The sequence below is a fragment of the Pseudoxanthomonas sp. F37 genome, assembly GCF_022965755.1.
Classification (GTDB): Bacteria; Pseudomonadota; Gammaproteobacteria; order Xanthomonadales; family Xanthomonadaceae; genus Pseudoxanthomonas_A.
Genome location: NZ_CP095187.1, coordinates 3,655,857 through 3,674,303 on the forward strand (window position 1 = coordinate 3,655,857; position 18,447 = coordinate 3,674,303).

Below are 18,447 nucleotides of genomic sequence, written 5' to 3' on the forward strand. Positions count from 1 at the left end.
GCCACGCCGCATCCTGCCATGCGGATCACACTTTCCGCAGGACGGCGTAGAAGAACCCGTCCATGTCGCATTCGCCCGGCAGCCGTTGCCGACCGCCCCCATCGGCGTGCCCCCAGCTTTCGTCCAGCGGCTCGACCACGGCGGTGGCGTGGCGCGCGCGGAAGGCCTCCAGTTGCAGTGCATTTTCCGCGCGCAGTATCGAGCAGGTGGTGTAGACCAGGCGCCCGCCCGGACGCAGCACCTGCCACGCGGCATCGAGCAGGCGTGCCTGCAGGCGGGTCAACGCCACCAGATCGTCGGCACGCCGATGCAGCAGGACATCGGGCTGGCGGCGCACGATGCCCGTGGCGGAACAGGGGGCATCCAGCAGAACGGCATCGAAGGGCTCACCGTCCCACCATGCCGGGGGTTCGGCCGCGTCCGCGGCTTTCATGTCGGCCTGCGCACCGATGCGGTCGAAGGTCTCGCGCACGCGCTGGAGCCTGCGCGCGTCCACGTCGATGGCCAGCAGGCGCCGCGTACGGTCGCGCTCGAGCAGGTGCGCGGACTTGCCGCCCGGCGCCGCGCACATGTCCAGCACCCGCGCACCCGCGGGCAGCCCGTCCAGCAGGTCGGCCACGCGTTGCGCGGCGCCATCCTGCACCGACACATCGCCCTGGGCGAATCCGGGCAGGCCCGTCGCCGCCACCGGAACGCGAAGCAGCAGCGCATCAGGCAGGCGGTCCGGCACTTCAGCGTCGATCCCCGTGTCCGACAACCGTTGCCGATAGGCATCGCGGCTGCCACGCAGCCGGTTGACCCGCAGCCATAGCGGCGCCTCCTGCTGGCTGGCCGCGAAGATGTCATGGGCCTGCGTGGGCCAGTCCTGGCGCACCTGCTGCCGCAGCCACGCCGGCCACAGGGCATCGGCCGGCACCGCCGGCAAGCCCTCGCGCTGCGCACGTCGCAGCAGGGCATTGACCAGCTTGTCCTGATGGGGGCGTCCCAACGCGCGCACGGCCTCGACGGTGGCCGACAGCGCCGCATGGGCGGGCAGGCCCATCACCACCACCTGCGCGATGCCCACATGCAGGAGCGCGCGCAGTTCGTTGTCGCCGCGCCCCAGCGGCTTGGCCATCCAGGCCGCGAGGGCGGCCTCGCTGCGGGCACGGGAACGCAGCACCGCGAAACAGATCGCCTCCAGCAGTGCGCGATCGCGCGCGTCCTCCACCCGGGGAAGATTGGCCGCCAGTTCGGCCTTCAGCGAGCGGCCGCGATGCATCACCGCATCGACCACGCGGGTCGCGATGACCCGCACCGCCACGCCCGCCTGGGTGGTCACGGCGCCACCAGGTCGCGCCGGGCGTTGAGGTAGTCCGCCGCGGTGATCGCCTTGCCACCCTCGCGCTGGACCACCCGCAACCGCAGCACGCCGCTGCCGCAGGCGATGTCCAGCCCTTGCCGGCTGGCGGCCAGCAGCGTGCCGGGCGCGGCGCTCTGCGCCTGCTCGACCGCCACCGCGCCGTGGATGCGCAGGCGTTCGCCGGCGACCTGGGCCTCGGCGACGGGCCAGGGATTGAAGGCACGCACCTTGCGCGCCAGCACGTCGGCCGGCTGCGTCCAGTCGAGCCTGGCTTCGGCCTTGTCCAGCTTGTGCGCATAGACCACGCCGGCCTCCGCTTGCGGATGCGGCGGCAGCCGGACGCCTGCACGCAGCAGCCCGAGCGCATCACGCAGGACCTGGGCGCCCAGGTCGGCCAGGCGGTCATGCAGCTGGCCGCCGGTTTCCTCGGGCGCGATCTCCAGGCTCTGCGCCAGCAGTACCGGTCCGGTATCCAGGCCGGCCTCCATCTGCATGAGGCAGACGCCGGTTTCCTCGTCGCCGGCTTCGATGGCGCGCTGGATCGGCGCCGCGCCGCGCCAGCGGGGCAGCAGCGAGGCATGCACGTTCCAGCAGCCGTACTGCGGGATGTCCAGCACCGCCTGCGGCAGGATCAGGCCATAGGCCACCACGATCATCACGTCGGGCTGCAGTTCGCGCAGCGCGTCCTGGGTGGACTTCTTCTTCAGCGACAGCGGCTGCAGCACGGGAATGCCGCGCTGGATCGCCTCCAGCTTCACCGGTGAGGGCGTGAGGCCGCGCCCGCGGCCGGCGGGCCGGTCGGGCTGGGTGTAGACGGCCACCACTTCATGGTGGGCATGCGCGGCGCGCAGGCTGGGCACGGCGAACGCCGGCGTGCCGGCGAAGATGATTCTCATGGAGGCGGGGAATGGGGAGTGGGGAACGGAGAATGGCAGGCGGCGGCGGTGGCGGCGACGGGACCGCCGGAGCGGCAGCGGACCGTCATGCCCGGTGCCGTTCCCGCCTGCGCCCCGCCGCCTCAGGCGACGTGCTTGCGCTGCTTGGCCAGCTTCTTGCGCACCATCTCGCGCTTCAGCGGCGAGAGGTAATCGACGAACAGCTTGCCATCCAGGTGGTCCATCTCATGCTGGATGCAGACGGCCAGCAGGCCGTCGGCCCGCAACTCCTGCGGCTGGCCCTGGCGGTCGAGGAAGCGCACGGTGATCTCGTCGGCGCGGGTCACGTCGGCGAAGATGCCGGGCACGGACAGGCAGCCTTCCTGGTACACCTGCTCGCCCGCCTTGTCGCTCAGCTCCGGGTTGATGAAGACCTGGGGCTGGTTCTTTTCCTCGCTGATGTCGATCACCATGAAACGCTGGTGCACGTCCACCTGGCTGGCGGCCAGGCCGATGCCCGGCGCGTCGTACATGGTCTCGAACATGTCGTCGAGCAGGCGCTGGAAGTCGGGCGTCGTCACGTTTCCAGCCTCCACCGGCACGGCCTTGGTGCGCAGGCGGGGGTCGGGGAATTCGAGGATGGGGAGCAGGGCCATGGTACGTCTCGGGATGGGGGCGCCAGTGGAATCCGGCAAGGCCTCACGAATTCTAACGCGGGCGCTTGCGTTGCGCCGGGTTTTCTGGACTATAGTGCGGACCACCTGTCGGGGAATCAGGTAGATACCGCCATGTTTAAATGTTTTCGTACGGTTTTCGCCGTCGCGGTGCTGACCGTCGGCACCTATGCGGCTGCCGCCGAGATGGCGGGGAGCCATCCCGACACCTATGTGGTCAAGCGCGGCGACACGCTGTGGGACATCTCCGCCCGCTTCCTGAAGAAGCCGTGGCTGTGGCCCGAGATCTGGCAGGCCAACCCGCAGATCCAGAACCCGCACCTCATCTATCCCGGCGACGTGATCAGCCTGGCCTACCTGGACCGCGTGGCGGTGCAGCCCGGCCCGCGCGAGGAAGCGCCGCTGAACGCCATCCCGCTGTCCGACATCGAGCCGTTCCTGAAGGACCGCCGCGTGGTGGACAGCTTCGAGGGCCTGCCGCACGTGGCCGGCCTGGACGAGGACCGCCTGCGCAGTTCCGGTGGCCACAACATCTACGTGCGCGGCCTGGACGGCGCCCAGCCCGGCCAGCGCTTCACGGTGGTCCGTCCCAGCGCGCGCTTCACCGACAATCCGCGCGCGCAGGACCTGGACTTCCGCGGCAGGACGATCCGCGGCGAAGTGGACATCTGGAAGGACGTCACCGAGCAGACCGGCAAGGGCGCGTTCCTGGGCTACGAACTGGTCAAGGTGAACGTGGCCACCTTCACCCGCGGCGTGGTGCCGGGCACCGAGGTGAGCACGCTGGTGGCCGATATCGGCGGACATGAGATCCGCGTCGGCGACCGCCTGATCCCCGTCGATGCGCAGCCGTACGACCTGCATTTCTTCCCGCATCCGCCCGCCCGCGATCCGGCCGGCAAGCTGCGTGTGCTGGCCGTGGCCGATGCCCTCACCTCCGGCGGCCCGCGCGATGTCATCGCCATCTCCGGCGGCCGCCTGGACGGCGTTGACAACGGCACGGTGTTCTCGGTCTGGCGCAACGGCAGCCACACCGCCAACCGCATGGCGCACCCGGAATCCTCGCGCATCAGCGAGTCGCCGAAGTCGGGCGCGGGCCGCGTGACCCTGCCGGACGAATACGCCAGCCACGCCATGGTGTTCCGCACCTTCGACAAGGTCAGCTACGCGCTGGTCATGGAAGGCGTGGAAGCCACCCGCGTGGGTTACGAGCTGAAGCACCCCGACGCGACCTACTGACCCGGGTCGGGCAAATCCTACGCAACACCGCGACGGCGCCCGAGGGCGCCGTCGTCGTCTGGCCCCTACGCTGGCCGCATGTCCTTCGACGACGCGATCGCCCTGGCCCGGCTGGTACTGGCCGGTGGCCCGGCCCAATGCCGGCGACAGCTGCTCGACCGCCACGGCTCGCCTGCGGCGGCCCTCGCCGCGGGCGTCGGCGCATGGCGGGCGTCCGGGCTGGACCCGGCGCAGATCGCAGCGCTTCAGGACCCGGCCACCGGCGAAGCCCTGGCGCGCACGCGGGACTGGCTGCAGGTCCCCGGCCATCACCTGGTGGGCTGGCTCGACCCCGACTATCCCCCACCGCTGCGCACCCTCTCCAGCCCGCCGCTGGCGCTTTTCATCGACGGTGACCCTGCCCTGCTGTGGCGACCGGCAGTGGCGGTGGTGGGCAGCCGCACGCCCACCAGTGGCGGCCGCGACAACGCACACGCCTTCGCCCGCGCACTGGCGGCGGCGGGCATCGTGGTCGCCAGCGGCATGGCGCGCGGGGTCGACGCGGCGGCGCACGAGGCGGCCCTGGCCTGCGGGCCAGGGAGCACCTTCGCCGTCGTCGGCACCGGCCCCGACCTCACCTATCCCCCCGCCCACGACCGGCTGCGCGAACGCCTGGCGCGCGAAGGGGCCGTGATCAGCGAGCATCCCCCCGGCACGCCTGCCGTGCGCAGCCACTTCCCCGCCCGCAACCGGATCCTGGCGGGGCTGACCCTGGGCACGCTGGTGGTGGAAGCGGCCGAGCAGTCCGGCGCGCTGATCACCGCCCGCCAGGCGGGCGAGGCCGGTCGCGAGGTGTTCGCGATTCCCGGCTCGATCCACAATCCCAGGGCCCGCGGCTGCCATCGGCTGATCCGTGAGGGAGCGGCGCTGGTGGAAGAGGCCACCGAGATCATCACCGCGCTGGTGCCGCTGGCCGCCAACCTGGCCGATGCGCTGCGCGTGCGGCTGGGGGAGACTGAATCCCCGACAATCGCAGGCAACGGCGAGACGCCCTTCCGCCTCGATCCTGACTACCAGCGATTGTGGGAGGGGCTTGGCCATGACCCTACAGGTATGGATCAGCTCGTCTCACGCACTGGATTGACGGCCGCGGAACTGTCCTCCATGCTGCTGGTCATGGAACTGGATGGCTTAGTAACGGCCGAGCATGGCCGATACCAGAGAAAGACCGGTTTCTTCACCTCCACAGCGTCCACGACGCAGGCCGAGGGGCAATGAAAGAGAGCATCCTGGATGTACTGCTGTACCTGTTCGAACACTACTTCACCGAAGACGCGGACCCGGTCCGCGACCGCGACTCTCTCCAGAACGGCCTGATCCAGGCCGGTTTCAGCCCCGCCGAAATCAGCAAGGCCTTCGACTGGCTCGACGCGCTGGCCGACCAGCGGCCGGCCGCCTCCACCCCCCGCGTGGGCGGTCCGACCCGGGTCTTCCATGGTCCCGAGCTGGAGAAGCTGGACGTGGAGTGCCGCGGCTTCCTGCTGTTCCTGGAGCAGCACGGCGTGCTCGACGCGGACCAGCGCGAACTGGTCCTGGACCGCGCCATGGCGCTGGACCAGGACGAACTGGACCTGGACGACCTGAAATGGGTCGTGCTGATGGTGTTGTTCAACCAGCCGGGCTCGGAGGCCGCCTACGCCTGGATGGAAACCCAGATGTTTGCCGACGAGCCCGAACCGGTACACTGAGGCGTTGATCCGCTTCAGGGGGAAGCATGTCGGGTTGGTATTACGCCGACCGGAACCGTGAACAGCACGGTCCGGTGACGGCGGACGAGCTGGTCACGCACTACCGTTTCGGGCGCATCGCGCTGGGCGATCTGGTCTGGCGCGAAGGTCTGCCGCAATGGGGGCCGTTGCGCGATTTCGCCGACGAACTGGGCCTGGATCCGGCGCCGGTGGAGGCGGCCCCCGCGCCGCCTCCGGTACCGCCGGCCGCGCCGCCCCTGGCGCAACCCTCGCCGCCGCGCACGCCGGTAGCGCCGGCACGCAAGCCAGGCATGTCCGGCGGCAAGATCGCGCTGATCGTGGCCGCCGTCATGGTGGTGCCGTGCATCGGCATCGCCGGCATCCTGGCCGCCATCGCCATCCCGGCCTACAACGACTACACGGTGCGCGCCAAGATCGTCCAGGCCAATGCCGAGGTCCAGGCGCTGAAGGCCGATGTGCAGATGTTCCGTCTCGACCAGGGCCGCTGCCCGGCCAACGGCGAAGGCGATTTCGGCACGCCCGAAAGTTACGCCGGCACCTACGTCACCCGCGCCACCATCGGCGAGTTCGATGACGGCACGTGCGGGTTGGAACTGGAATTGGGCAACACCGGCAACGCGCAGATCGATGGGCGCAAGCTCTGGTGGGACATGGGCAGCGACAACGCGCAGTGGCATTGTTCGTCGGAAGTGGACGACAAGTGGCTGCCGCTGGACTGCCGCGGCTGATCGACGTCGGCGTGGCGACGCCACGCCCTGCACCGGGGAATGAAGGAATGACGCACTGGTATTACGCCGATGCCGAAGGGCAGCGGCAGGGGCCTTTCAGCGCCGAGGAGCTGGCCGGACACGTCCGGGCGGAACGTCTGGCCGCCCATTCGCTGGTCTGGCGCGACGGCATGGAGACATGGCAGCCCCTGGCATCGATGGCGTCCGAGCTGGACATCGCCGTTGGCGCACCGGCCATGCCGGCAGAACCGGCCGCGCTGCCCGCCGCCGATGCGCCCTACGCGCCACCGACGGCCCAGCTCGCCTCCGAACAGCCGCCTGTCGCCGGTGGCGACGTGGTGCTGGCCGGCTTCTGGCGGCGCCTGGCCGCCCTGTTCATCGACTCGATGGTGGTGGGCTTCGCGTATTACCTGGTGCTGATCGTCGCCGTGGTGGTGCTGGGCGTCGGTGGCAGCCTGCTGCTGCGTAACCAGGACAGCACGGAAGGCATGGCCGCGATGTTCGGCATGATGGCGCTGGTCTACCTGCTGTACCCGGTGATCAGCGCGGCGTACTACGCCGGGTTCGAGTCGTCGGGCAAGCAGGCGACGCTGGGCAAGATGGCGGTCGGCATCAAGGTGACCGACACCGAAGGCCGCCGCCTGACCCTGGGCCGCGCGCTGCTGCGGTGGCTGGCCGTGTTCCTCAACTACATCACGCTGTACATCGGGTACCTGATCGCCGCCTTCACCGAACGCAAGCAGGGCCTGCACGACATGGTGGTGGGCACGCTGGTGGTGGACCGCTGGGCGTACACGGCGCATCCGGACTGGCAGCAGCGCGGGCTGGGCACCGTCACCAAGGTCATCCTGGCGATCGCCGGCGTGCTGTACGGGCTGATGTTCATCGCCGTGATCGCCGCCATCGTCATTCCGATGGCCCTGCAATCCTGAAAGAGCCACGGAGACCCTGCATGACCGAGTGGTACTACGTCGACAACCTGCACCAGCGCCAGGGCCCGGTGCCACAGGATGCGCTGGTGAAGCTGCATCGCAGCGGCGCGCTCAACGATGCCTCGCTGGCCTGGCGCGAAGGCATGGGCCAGTGGACGCCGCTGGGCGAACTCGGCAGCGAACTCGGCCTGGCCGGCCCCGCGCCCATCGCCGCGCCCCCGCCCCCCGCGCCCGCAGCCGAACCGGTGGTCGAGCGGCCACTGACAGGACGCGCGGTCTTCACGGCCAGTGAGCCCAGCTACGCTCAGCACACCCCTGCGCAGACGGGCCCGGTGGGTGCCGTCGCGGCTGCGGCCACTGCGGCATCGCCGTATGCGGCGCCCCGGGCCGAGATAGCCGGCACCCGTTTTGCGGCGCCGGTGCAGGACGGCCATGTGGTCTACGCAGGTTTCTGGAAGCGCGTGGCGGCCAGCATCATCGATGCCTTCGCCATCGGTATCCCGGTAGGAATCGTGGCGGCTATCATCGCCGGACTTCTGGGCCTGGGAAGCTCTTTCGCCGGCGGGTTCTCCGGCACGGCCAATGCGTTCAATCCGGGTGAAAGCGGCATCTCCTGGGTGCTCTCGGCTCTCGCCTACGGCTGGTTCCACTCTGCCGCCGGGCTGATGGCCACGCCCGGCAAACTCGCCATCGGCATCAAAGTGGTGCGCACCGACGGCGACAAGATTTCCTTCCTGCGCGGATTCGGCCGCTACTGGGCCACACTGCTGTCGGCCATCCTGATCGGCATCGGCTACCTGATGGCTGCCTTCACGGCCCGCAAGCAGGCCCTGCACGACATGGTCTGCGACACCCTGGTGGTCGACAAGTGGGCCTTCACCGCCCAGCCCGAGCGCCAGCGCGAAGAGCTGGGCACGGTGGCACTGGTCGTGCTGATCCTGGGCGGCGTGCTGCTCGTGGGTGTCTTCATCCTGATGGTGGTGGGTTTCGCCGCACTGGCCTCGATGGGCCGTTGAGCCACCGTTCCAGGCCGCGACCCGGGTCACGGAACCCGGGCGGCCCCGGGTGTGCCGGCTTGACAGGCCGGGGGCGGCCGTGACACCACTATAAATAGGAAATCTGAACGCCCGGGGCCCGCGCCCCGGGCGTCCGCTTCTCTGGCGCCCGCATTTGGGCCACCCTAGCCGGCCCCGGACGGCCCACCCGAACTCCCCTGAACCCCTGACATGCCCAAGCACCTGCTCATCGTCGAGTCGCCCGCCAAGGCCAAGACGATCAACAAATACCTCGGCAAGGACTTCACCGTCCTGGCGTCCTATGGCCACGTCCGGGACCTGGTGCCGAAGGAAGGAGCGGTGGACCCGGACAACGGGTTTGCGATGCGCTACGACCTGATAGACAAGAACGAGAAGCACGTCGACGCCATCGCCAAGGCCGCCAAGGGCGCCGACGACATCTTCCTGGCCACCGACCCGGACCGCGAAGGGGAAGCCATCAGCTGGCACATCGCCGAGATCCTGAAGGAACGCGGCCTGCTGAAGGACAAGCCGCTGCATCGGGTGGTGTTCACCGAGATCACGCCGCGCGCCATCAAGGAAGCCATGACCCAGCCGCGCCAGATCGCCGGCGACCTGGTCGATGCCCAGCAGGCGCGCCGCGCGCTGGATTACCTGGTCGGCTTCAACCTCTCGCCGGTGCTGTGGCGCAAGGTGCAGCGCGGCCTGTCCGCCGGCCGCGTGCAGTCGCCCGCCCTGCGCATGATCGTGGAGCGCGAGGAGGAGATCGAAGCCTTCGTCGCCCGCGAATACTGGAGCATCGAAGCCGAGTGCGCGCATCCGCGCCAGCCCTTCACCGCCAAGCTGACGAAGCTCGACGGGCAGAAGTTCGAACAGTTCACCGTTACCGACGGCGACACCGCCGAAGCCGCGCGCCTGCGCATCCAGCAGGCCGCGCAGGGCTCGCTGCACGTCACCGATGTCAGCAGCAAGGAACGCAAGCGTCGTCCGGCGCCTCCCTTCACCACCTCCACGCTGCAGCAGGAAGCCTCGCGCAAGCTCGGCTTCACCACCCGCAAGACCATGCAGGTGGCGCAGAAGCTGTACGAAGGCGTCAACATCGGCGACGAGGAAGGCACCGTCGGCCTGATCAGCTACATGCGTACCGACTCGGTCAGCCTGTCCGCCGAAGCGCTGGCCGAGATCCGCGACGTCATCGCGCGCGACTACGGCACCCAGGCCTTGCCCGACAAGCCCAACGTCTACGTCACCAAGTCCAAGAACGCGCAGGAAGCGCACGAAGCCGTGCGCCCGACCAGCGCGCTGCGCACGCCCGCGCAGGTCGCCAGGCACCTGAGCGACGACGAGCGCAAGCTGTACGATCTGATCTGGAAGCGCGCCGTCGCCTGCCAGATGGTGCCGGCCACGCTCAACACGGTGTCGGTCGACCTGGCCGCCGGCAGCCAGCACAGCTTCCGCGCCAGCGGCACCACCGTGGTCGACCCCGGCTTCCTGGCCGTGTACGAGGAAGGCAAGGACCAGAAGAACGCCGAGGACGACGACGAAGGCCGCAAGCTGCCGCCGATGAAGCCCGGCGACAGCGTGCCGCTGGACCGCATCCACGCCGACCAGCATTTCACCCAGCCGCCGCCGCGCTTCACCGAAGCGGCGCTGGTCAAGGCGCTGGAGGAATACGGCATCGGCCGTCCCTCCACCTATGCCTCGATCATCCAGACCCTGATCTTCCGCAAGTACGTGGAAATGGAAGGCCGTGCCTTCAAGCCCAGCGACGTGGGCCGCGCGGTCAGCAAGTTCCTGGCCGGCCACTTCACCCAATACGTGGACTACGATTTCACCGCCAAGCTGGAGGACGAGCTGGACGCCGTCTCCCGTGGCGAGGAAGAGTGGATCCCGCTGATGGAGAAGTTCTGGGGCCCGTTCAAGGAACTGGTGGCCGAGAAGGCCGAAACCGTGGACCGCAGCGAAGCCACCGGCGCACGCGAGCTGGGCACCGATCCCAAGTCCGGCAAGCCGGTCAGCGTGCGCCTGGGCCGCTACGGGCCGTACGCGCAGATCGGCGACAAGGACACCGACGAGAAGCTGGAGTTCGCTTCGCTGCGCCCCGGCCAGTCCATGCACACCATCACCCTGGAAGACGCGCTGGAGCTGTTCAAGCTGCCGCGCAAGCTGGGCCAGGACAAGGGCGAAGAGGTCAGCGTGGGCATCGGCCGCTTCGGCCCGTTCGCCAAGCGCGGCAGCACCTACGCTTCGCTGAAGAAGGAAGACGACCCGTACACGATCGACCTGGCGCGTGCGGTGTTCCTGATCGAAGAGAAGGAAGAGATCGCACGCAACCGCATCATCAAGGAATTCGACGGCAGCGACATCCAGGTGCTGAACGGCCGCTTCGGCCCGTACATCAGCGACGGCAAGCTCAACGGCAAGATCCCGAAGGACCGCGAGCCGGCGTCGCTGACGCTGGACGAGGTGCAGAAGCTGCTGGAAGAAACCGGCAAGCCCGTGCGCCGCGGCTTCGGCGCCAAGAAAGCCGCCGCGAAGAAGGCCCCGGCGAAGGCGGCGGTGAAGGCCGACGGGGCGGCGAAGAAGGCGCCCGCCAAGAAGGTGGCAAAGAAGGCCACCAAGAAGACGGCCACGAAGAAGGCGGCCGCCAAGAAGGTGGCGAAGAAAGTGGCCAAGAAGGCCGCGGCCGGGGACGACGCGCCCTTCTGACGGACGACGCACGCGCCATGCCCATCGAACGGACCATCGAAGAAGCCGCGGAAGTGATACGCAGCGGCGGCATCGTCGTCTATCCCACCGAGGCCGTATGGGGCCTGGGCTGCGATCCGTTCGACGAGGGTGCCGTGCACCGCCTGCTCGCGATCAAGCAGCGGCCGGTGGAGAAGGGCCTGATCCTGATCGCGGCCACGCTGGAACAGCTGCGTCCGCTGATCGATTTCGCCGCCGTTCCCACCGACCGCCTGGCCGAGGTGCTGTCCAGCTGGCCGGGGCCCTACACGTGGGTGATGCCGGCGACCGCGCAGGCACCCCGCTGGATCACCGGCCAGCATCGCGGCATCGCCGTGCGCGTCAGCGGGCACCCCACCGTGGTCGGCCTGTGCCAGGCCTATGGCGGTGCGTTGGTGTCCACCAGCGCGAACCTGAGCGGCCGGCCCGCGGTCAGCGACTACGGCGCACTGGACCCGGCCTTGCTGACGCGCGTGGATGCCACCGTGCCCGGCCAGACCGGCGGCCTGGCCCGTCCCACCGCCATCCGCGACGCACTGACCGGCCAAGCGCTGCGTGAATAGCGGCGCGCCGCCCGCGGCGCCCGGCTTTCCATCCCCTGTCCAGGCGCGCACCATGGCGGCATGCCGCGCCTTGCCCTGCTCCTGCTGCCGGTCTTCCTGATCCCGACGCCGTCCTCCGCGCAGCCGGCGAAGCCAGCGGCCGTCCCCGCCGAGGTCACCATCTACCGCTGCACGAACGCCAGCGGCGCGCTCACGCTGCGCGACTCCCCTTGCCTGAAGGGCGAGCAGCAGGACGTCCGCACCATGCAGCGCCCGCGCGATCCGGCGCCGTCCGCGCCGCCGGCCCCACCGCCGCCAACGCCGGCCGCACCGGTCGCGAACACCACCGTCCAGGTGGTGTATGTCACCCCGCCCCGCCCCCTGTACGAGTGCGTGACGCCCGAAGGCGAGACCTACACCAGCGACGATGGCGAGGGCAATCCGCGCTGGATACCGTACTGGTCGCTCGGCACCCCTGCATGGCCACGCGACCGCCACACGGGTTCCGCCAGCGTGTCGGGCAACCTCTCCATCGGCAACGGCACGCTGTCGTTCCAGAGCGGCGATCCCCGACCGCCACGCCCGCCCCATCCGCCCCGGCCGGGCCACGGCGGCGCCGGGTACGCACCGGGCGGCGCATGGATCCGCGACACCTGCCACGCACTGCCGCAATCCGAAGTCTGCGCACGGTTGTCCGACCGCCGGTATGAAATACTCCGGCGCTACGGCAGCGCGATGTCGAGCGAGCGGCGCGCGCTGGATCTGGAACAGCGCGACATCGACGCGCGCATCGCCAACGACTGCAGGAACCCATGAGTCGCATCCCCGCTTCCTATGCCCGCCGCCTGGCGCTGGCGATCGTCCTTGGCGCCGCCATCGCGCCCGCATCACGGGCTGGCGACGTCGTCATCTATCGCTGCACCGACGCCAGCGGCGCGCTGACGCTGCAGAACGCACCGTGCCCCAAGGGCATGAAACAGGAGCAGCGCACCCTGCCTGGCGTCAACACGGTGCCGATGGCGCCGGCGAGCCCGGCTGCGCCCCCGGCTGCCGCGCAGAGGCCCCCGGCCACCCCGTCCAGCCCCACGACGCGGGAGCCCGCACCCGCCGCACCCGCGGCCGATGCGCCCCGACTGCCGCCACCGGTCCTGTTCCAGTGCACCACCTACGACAAGGACACCTACGTCACCGAGGACAGCGAGCCCGCCTCGCGCTGCGTCGCGCTGCGCACGACCGGACTGGACGGCAACCCGCAGGGCGGCGCGGGCCAGGCCTGCGAAGTGGTGCGCGACACTTGCGCCCGCGTGCCGGACGGTGCGCTGTGCGATGCGTGGAGGAAGCGCCGCGACGAAACCGAAGTGGCCTGGCGCTTCGCGCGCCGCGAGAATGTCGAGAGGAACCGCGCCGAGTACCAGCGGGTGGCGCGCATCCTGTCCGAAAGCGACTGCGGAGAGTAGTTCCGCGTCAGCCCAGCGCCAGCGCCTGGAGATGCCACGCATCGCCCGCACGCCCCTGCATGGCCGCGACCAAGGCGTGCATCAGCAACAGGCGCTTGTCCGCCTCGGGCAGGGCGGCCCGCACCTTGCGCGCGGCGGCGATGCCGTGCCGGTGGTAGGCCGCCATCACCCGCACCGCCTGCTCGTCGCGTCCCGGCGCCCGGGTGACCGGGACATGGCCCAGCGCACGCACCATGGCCTCCGCCGTCGACCAGGTCGACCACGGGTTCTGCCCGGTGACGATGCGGCCATCGACGACCGTGTTGTCCAGATACATCGGGCCTTCCACGTAGCGCCCACCCTTCTGGAGAATGCGGTCCTGAAGGAGATACGGGAACCGTGCGCGCGCATCCTCCATCAGGAACAGCTCTTCGGCATTGCTGAAGGCCGCCACGCGACGGCCACGCAGCAGCGGCTCGCCGTCGTCCAGCGTCACCTCGAGCAGCGCTGCCGGCCCATGGCAGACGGCGCCGATGACGCCGCCGCTCTGGTACACCTGGCGCACCAGGCGCTGGATGCCGGGATTGTCGGGAAAATCGAACATGGTGCCCTTGCCGCCAACGAAGTACACCGCGTCATAACGCGACGCATCCACGTCGGCCACGCGCAGGCTCGCGGCCAGCTTCCGCCGCGCCCCGGCATCGTTGAGGAAGGCATGGTCGGCGGGGACCATGTCCTCGTCATCCCGCCGCATCGGCGGCAGGCCACCGCGGGGACTGGCGATGTCCACCTCGTAGCCATTGGCCAGGAACACGTAGTACGCGCGCGCCAGTTCGGTCAGCTCGAAGCCGGCCTTCTTTCCGCCATCGGGAAAGTGCGACGTGCTGGTGACCACGGCGAGGATGCGGCCACGCGACCCGGCCACCGCGTTGCGCATGAAGTCCAGCTCGGCCACCGTGCTTCGCGCTTCCGCGGCGGGCTGGCTGTCCAGGTCCAGTGCGCGCATGTACGCGAAGCCGACGATGCATACCACCAGGACGAGCGCACCACACGCCGTCGCGATCCACTTGATCCAGCGTCCCATCTTCGTGTCCCCGCTCTGTGACGGGAACACGCTAGCGGGCATGCATCAAACGAACGTCAATCAGAATCCGTAGCGCAGGAACCCGCCATCCACCGCGATGCACTCGCCGGTGATGTAGCTGGAGGCCGGCAGGCAGAGGAATCCGACGGCGGCGGCGACTTCTTCCGGCTCACCGATGCGACGCATCGGGGTGCGCGCGATCACTTCGTCGTAATAGTCCGGGTCCGACAGCGGCCCCGATGTGCGGCGCGTGCGGATGTACCAGGGCGCCACCGCATTCACCCGCACGCCGTCCTCGGCCCACTCGGCGGCCAGGTTGCGGGTCAGCTGGTGCAGGGCGGCCTTGGTCATGCCGTAGGGCGCGCCGCTGCGCACGGCGGTGATGCCCGACACGCTGCCGACATTGACGATGCAAGAGGCAGCATGCCGGGTGAGCAGCGGGTGCGCATAGCGCGACAGTTCGAAGGCGGAGAACAGGTTGGTCTCGAAGATGCCGCGCCACTCGTCCTCGGTGTAGTCCACCGCCGCGCGGGTGACGTTGCCGCCGGCATTGTTGACCAGGATGTTCAGGCCATCGCCATGGTCTTCCACCCAGTCCAGGATGGCGCGGCGGTCTTCGTCGTCGGCCACGTCGGCGGCCAGCACGCTGATCTCGCGCTCGGGATGCTCGTCGGCCAGCTCGTGCCGCACGTCCTGCAGCGCGTCGGCATCGCGCGCCACCATCATCAGGTCCGCGCCGAAGCCCAGCAGTTCGCGCGCGGTCGCCAGTCCGATGCCCGCGCTGGCACCGGTCACCAGCGCCCGCTGCCCCTCCAAACGCCATCGGTTAGCCGCCACATGCGCCTCCTTCGTCGTTGGGCGTAGCATAGCGCCACGCCATACGAGGATCGTCGCCATGCCCGGGATCCGCTTCGCCCTGCTCGCCTCGCTCGCCCTGTTCGCAACCGCATGCCGCGCACCCGAACCGCCGCCCACCGATGAGCCACCGGAGCCCCAGGCCACGGCGTCCGCCACGCCCTCCGGCACCGAGCTGCGCGACGCGATGCAGGCGCCCATGCAGCGGGCGCAGGCGGTGGAAGCCCAGGTGCAGGCCGCCGCCGACCGGACCGAGACCGCCGAGGCAGACGCGGCCGGCAGCGCCAGCGCGCCCTGAGCCTCAGCCTTCGCCGTCGGCGGCGAACTCGACCCAGCGCCACTGGCCGTCCACCCGCCCCAGGTAGAACAGGTACGGCGCGCACGACAGCACGTAACGGTCGTCCTCGGGCAACGGCGCCGCGGTACGCAGGCAGCGGCGTACCTCGGCGGTCAGCAGGGCCGGCACGACCCACTGCTTCATGCTCTCCCGGTCATGGCCACGCCCCTCGAACAGGAACGGGACCTGGGCCAGCCGTGCGAGCGCATCGGCATCGTCCGCGATGACGGCCGCGCGCCAGCGCAAGAGGAATGCCTCGAATTCCGTGTCGGCATCCACTGCCCGTGCGGACGGCACGGCGCTGACGAATGCGAACGCCGCCGTCATGACGGCGCGCATGACCGGCCTCATTCCGGTTCTCCCCCGCAGACCGCCGGCGGCGCGCCGCCCGCGCAGGCACGGGGCCAGCTCGGCAGGCGCAGGGCGACCCAGGGATGACCGTCAAGGCCTTCGCACACCGGTGCCGGTGCGAATCCTTCAGGCAGCGCCATGTCCGGCATGTCGCATGCGCGCGGCGCTGGCGCAGCCCGCGAGGTGCTCACCACCCGTTGCAGTCGGCCGTCCCGGAACCACAACGTCGCCCAGTGCCACGGCTCGGGATCGACATCCATCACCCATAGCGTCTTGCAGCCGGTGTAGTCGTCCGGCAGGTCCGCGTTGCGTGGATGCACCAGCATGAAGCCCCCCGGGGTCGCCACCAGGCCGGCGTCTTCCGGCACCGATGCGTGCGCGCAGGACGGTACGTCGGGCAGGCCGGGCTGCGTCGCCCGGGCGCCACCCGCGCATGCCAGCGCGATCATCGCCAGCGCGGCCTCCAATATGCGTTTCATCTGCACCCCGCACTCCGTCGATGCTGCCTACAACGCGGATTGCCGGAGCGTCGGCCACCCCATGACGCAAACGCAACGGGCCGCCCGGTGACCCGGGCGGCCCGCTGGATCGGGCGATGTCGACGGCGTCAGAAACCGCAGAAGCAGTACGCCAGCGACTTCACCGGCGCACCCTGGCGGTCGTTGACGGCCTCCTCGACGAAGCGCAGCTGTGCTTCCATCTCGGGCAGGCTGCGCGCCAGCAGCGCGCGCGCGAAGTCCGAATCCTTCAGCCAGGCCGCACCGATGCGGCTGCCCGCGAAGCCACCCATGAACTGCGAGAACGGCGAGGACATCTTCTCGATGTAGCGCACGCGGTACTTGCCGGCCTCGCCCAGCTCGGCGCGGCGCGCGGCCTCGGCCAGCGCCGCGTCTAGGCCCGCCAGTTCGTCGACCAGTCCCCGCTCCTTGGCCTGCGCACCACTCCACACGCGGCCACGGGCCACGGCGTCGATCTCCTCGACGGACTTCTTGCGCGCGTCGGCAACCTTGCCGGTGAAGTCGGCGTAACCCTTGTCGATGACCGACTGGATCACCTGGCCCACGGCCGGGTCCAGCGGACGGGTGATGTCGAACGCGCCGGCGAAGCGGGTGGTGCCCACGCCGTCGGTGCGCACGCCGATCTTCTCCAGCGTGCGCGGCACGGTGGGAATCACGCCGAAGATGCCGATCGAGCCGGTGATGGTGGACGGGTCGGCGTAGATGCGGTCGGCATTCATGCTGATCCAGTAGCCGCCTGACGCAGCCAGGTCGCCCATCGACACGACGACCGGCTTGCCGGCCTTCTTCAGCGCGGCCACTTCGCGACGGATCTGCTCGGAGGCGTACACGCCGCCGCCGGGCGAATCCACGCGCAGCACCACGGCCTTCACGTCGTCGTCGTCGCGCGCCTCGCGCAGCAGCGCCGAGGTGGACAACCCACCGACGCGGCCGGCCGGCTGGTCGCCGTCGGTGATCTCGCCTTCGGCCACCACCACGGCGACCTGCGGACGCTTGTCCAGCGGATTGATCTTGGCGTCGAGCTGGGTCAGGTAGCCGGTCAGGCCGATGGCGCGGAAGCCGGTGTCCGAATCCTCATCGGCCACGCCGCGCTCGATCAGCAGGTCCTCGACTTCCTCCTGGGTCTTCAGGCCGTCCACCAGCTTCTGCTGCAGGGCGTACTTGGCCAAGTCGCCCCCGGCGGCGGCGATGCCTTCGGGCAGCGTGTCGATGCCGGCGGCCAGCGCTTCGGGCGTGGTCTTGCGGACCTTGGCGATGTCGGCCAGCAGGCGCTGCCACACGTCGTTCATCCAGTACAGGTCGGCTTCCTTGGCTTCCTTGGAGGCCGCATCCAGCACGTAGGGTTCGGCCGCCGACTTGTATTCGCCCACCTTGAACAGGTGCACATCCACGCCCAGCTTGTCCTGCAGGCCTTCGCGGTAGTACTGGCGGTAGCGGCCCAGGCCCTCCAGCAACAGGCTGCCCATCGGGTCCAGGTAGACCTCGTCGGCCTGCGCGGCCAGCAGGTACTGGGTCTGGCTGAGGTTCTCGCCGAAGGCGACGATCTGCTTGCCGGAGGCGCGGAACTTCGCCAGCGCGGCGGCGACTTCGCGCAGCGAGGCGTAGCCGGTGGGTTGCAGCTGGTCCACGCGCAGCAGCATGCGCTCGATCTTCTCGTCCTTCTGCGCCGCCTCGATGGCGCGCAGAAGGTCGCGCAGCTGCACTTCCTCCGCGCTCTTGTCGCCCAGCGCCTTGGCCAGCGCGCGGGTGGCCGGGTCGGCGGTGAACTGCTCCACCAGGCGGCCTTCCGGCGCCAGCACGAAGGTGGTGCGCTCCATCAGCGGCTTCACCCCGCCACTGCCGGCGGCGATGATGAAGAAGATGAAGACCAGGAACAGCAGCCCGAAGAAGATCAGGTTGAGGACCAGCTTGCGGGTGAAATTCGCCACGTCCCACAGGCCGACGAAGAAGGCGGCGACCGGGCTGCGACGGGGTGCGGGGGGACTTGGCTCATGGGGAACTCCGGGAAACTGGGACCACTGTAGCGTGCGGCCATCGGGCTTT

General features: G+C 69.7%; 19 protein-coding genes. 11 read left to right on the forward strand and 8 right to left on the reverse strand.

The window, feature by feature from the left end; genetic code table 11:
- Nucleotides 1-25: 25 nt before the first annotated feature.
- The 3 genes from rsmB to def all read right to left on the reverse strand — a co-directional run bounded on the left by rsmB (nucleotide 26) and on the right by def (nucleotide 2,873).
- Entirely contained in the window at nucleotides 26-1,321 is a 1,296-nt protein-coding gene (rsmB, locus tag MUU77_RS17025; protein WP_256452059.1) for a 16S rRNA (cytosine(967)-C(5))-methyltransferase RsmB, read from the reverse strand.
- Nucleotides 1,318-2,238 carry a methionyl-tRNA formyltransferase gene (gene fmt / locus MUU77_RS17030; RefSeq protein ID WP_245089429.1) on the reverse strand — a complete coding sequence of 307 codons (921 nt, stop codon included), beginning with the start codon at nucleotides 2,236-2,238 and terminating at the stop codon, nucleotides 1,318-1,320. Before fmt ends, rsmB begins: the two co-directional genes overlap by 4 nt.
- A gap of 122 nt (nucleotides 2,239-2,360) precedes the next feature.
- Nucleotides 2,361-2,873, reverse strand: coding sequence for a peptide deformylase (def, locus tag MUU77_RS17035; RefSeq protein ID WP_245089440.1), 513 nt, complete (start codon nucleotides 2,871-2,873; stop codon nucleotides 2,361-2,363).
- A gap of 132 nt (nucleotides 2,874-3,005) precedes the next feature.
- Between def and MUU77_RS17040 the strand changes: the two genes are divergently transcribed.
- The 10 genes from MUU77_RS17040 to MUU77_RS17085 all read left to right on the forward strand — a co-directional run bounded on the left by MUU77_RS17040 (nucleotide 3,006) and on the right by MUU77_RS17085 (nucleotide 13,280).
- Nucleotides 3,006-4,130, forward strand: coding sequence for a LysM domain-containing protein (locus MUU77_RS17040; protein ID WP_245089443.1), 1,125 nt, complete (start codon nucleotides 3,006-3,008; stop codon nucleotides 4,128-4,130).
- A gap of 78 nt (nucleotides 4,131-4,208) precedes the next feature.
- A complete protein-coding gene (gene dprA, locus MUU77_RS17045; protein ID WP_245089446.1) occupies nucleotides 4,209-5,387 on the forward strand; it encodes a DNA-processing protein DprA in 1,179 nt (392 codons plus the stop codon).
- Nucleotides 5,384-5,857, forward strand: a complete 474-nt coding sequence (locus MUU77_RS17050) for a DUF494 family protein (protein WP_142123186.1) — start codon at nucleotides 5,384-5,386, stop codon at nucleotides 5,855-5,857. Before dprA ends, MUU77_RS17050 begins: the two co-directional genes overlap by 4 nt.
- 26 nt (nucleotides 5,858-5,883) lie before the next feature.
- Complete coding sequence (locus MUU77_RS17055) at nucleotides 5,884-6,606, forward strand: pilin (RefSeq protein WP_245089449.1); 723 nt, start codon at nucleotides 5,884-5,886, stop codon at nucleotides 6,604-6,606.
- Between the two features lie 47 nt (nucleotides 6,607-6,653).
- Nucleotides 6,654-7,538 (forward strand): RDD family protein, encoded by an 885-nt coding sequence (locus tag MUU77_RS17060; RefSeq protein ID WP_245089452.1) that lies wholly within the window; start codon nucleotides 6,654-6,656, stop codon nucleotides 7,536-7,538.
- 20 nt (nucleotides 7,539-7,558) lie between these two features.
- A complete protein-coding gene (locus MUU77_RS17065) occupies nucleotides 7,559-8,554 on the forward strand; it encodes an RDD family protein (protein ID WP_245089455.1) in 996 nt (331 codons plus the stop codon).
- Nucleotides 8,555-8,764: 210 nt separating this feature from the next.
- The gene (locus MUU77_RS17070; RefSeq protein WP_245089458.1) at nucleotides 8,765-11,263 is read left to right on the forward strand and encodes a DNA topoisomerase I; all 2,499 of its coding nucleotides are present in this window, start codon (nucleotides 8,765-8,767) and stop codon (nucleotides 11,261-11,263) included.
- Nucleotides 11,264-11,280: 17 nt separating this feature from the next.
- A complete protein-coding gene (locus MUU77_RS17075; protein WP_245089462.1) occupies nucleotides 11,281-11,844 on the forward strand; it encodes an L-threonylcarbamoyladenylate synthase in 564 nt (187 codons plus the stop codon).
- 60 nt (nucleotides 11,845-11,904) lie between these two features.
- Nucleotides 11,905-12,639: a DUF4124 domain-containing protein gene (locus MUU77_RS17080; protein WP_245089470.1), complete on the forward strand. Its 735-nt coding sequence runs from the start codon at nucleotides 11,905-11,907 to the stop codon at nucleotides 12,637-12,639.
- Complete coding sequence (locus MUU77_RS17085) at nucleotides 12,636-13,280, forward strand: DUF4124 domain-containing protein (protein WP_245089472.1); 645 nt, start codon at nucleotides 12,636-12,638, stop codon at nucleotides 13,278-13,280. Before MUU77_RS17080 ends, MUU77_RS17085 begins: the two co-directional genes overlap by 4 nt.
- Nucleotides 13,281-13,287: 7 nt before the next feature.
- On the opposite strand, the gene MUU77_RS17090 is transcribed toward MUU77_RS17085, so the two are convergent.
- Both MUU77_RS17090 and MUU77_RS17095 read right to left on the reverse strand, forming a co-directional pair.
- Complete coding sequence (locus MUU77_RS17090) at nucleotides 13,288-14,343, reverse strand: type 1 glutamine amidotransferase domain-containing protein (RefSeq protein WP_245089474.1); 1,056 nt, start codon at nucleotides 14,341-14,343, stop codon at nucleotides 13,288-13,290.
- A gap of 60 nt (nucleotides 14,344-14,403) precedes the next feature.
- Complete coding sequence (locus tag MUU77_RS17095; protein ID WP_245089477.1) at nucleotides 14,404-15,180, reverse strand: SDR family oxidoreductase; 777 nt, start codon at nucleotides 15,178-15,180, stop codon at nucleotides 14,404-14,406.
- Between the two features lie 58 nt (nucleotides 15,181-15,238).
- Here MUU77_RS17095 and MUU77_RS17100 point away from each other — a divergent pair, with 58 nt between their 5' ends.
- Complete coding sequence (locus MUU77_RS17100) at nucleotides 15,239-15,496, forward strand: hypothetical protein (RefSeq protein ID WP_245089480.1); 258 nt, start codon at nucleotides 15,239-15,241, stop codon at nucleotides 15,494-15,496.
- A 3-nt stretch (nucleotides 15,497-15,499) separates the two neighbouring features.
- Here the strand turns inward: MUU77_RS17100 and MUU77_RS17105 are convergent, their stop codons facing one another.
- From MUU77_RS17105 to sppA, 3 genes are all read right to left on the reverse strand, one after another.
- Nucleotides 15,500-15,874: a hypothetical protein gene (locus tag MUU77_RS17105; RefSeq protein WP_245089483.1), complete on the reverse strand. Its 375-nt coding sequence runs from the start codon at nucleotides 15,872-15,874 to the stop codon at nucleotides 15,500-15,502.
- 8 nt (nucleotides 15,875-15,882) lie between these two features.
- A complete protein-coding gene (locus MUU77_RS17110; RefSeq protein ID WP_245089485.1) occupies nucleotides 15,883-16,365 on the reverse strand; it encodes a hypothetical protein in 483 nt (160 codons plus the stop codon).
- Between the two features lie 128 nt (nucleotides 16,366-16,493).
- Complete coding sequence (gene sppA, locus MUU77_RS17115; RefSeq protein WP_245094627.1) at nucleotides 16,494-18,341, reverse strand: signal peptide peptidase SppA; 1,848 nt, start codon at nucleotides 18,339-18,341, stop codon at nucleotides 16,494-16,496.
- Nucleotides 18,342-18,447 lie beyond the last annotated feature (106 nt).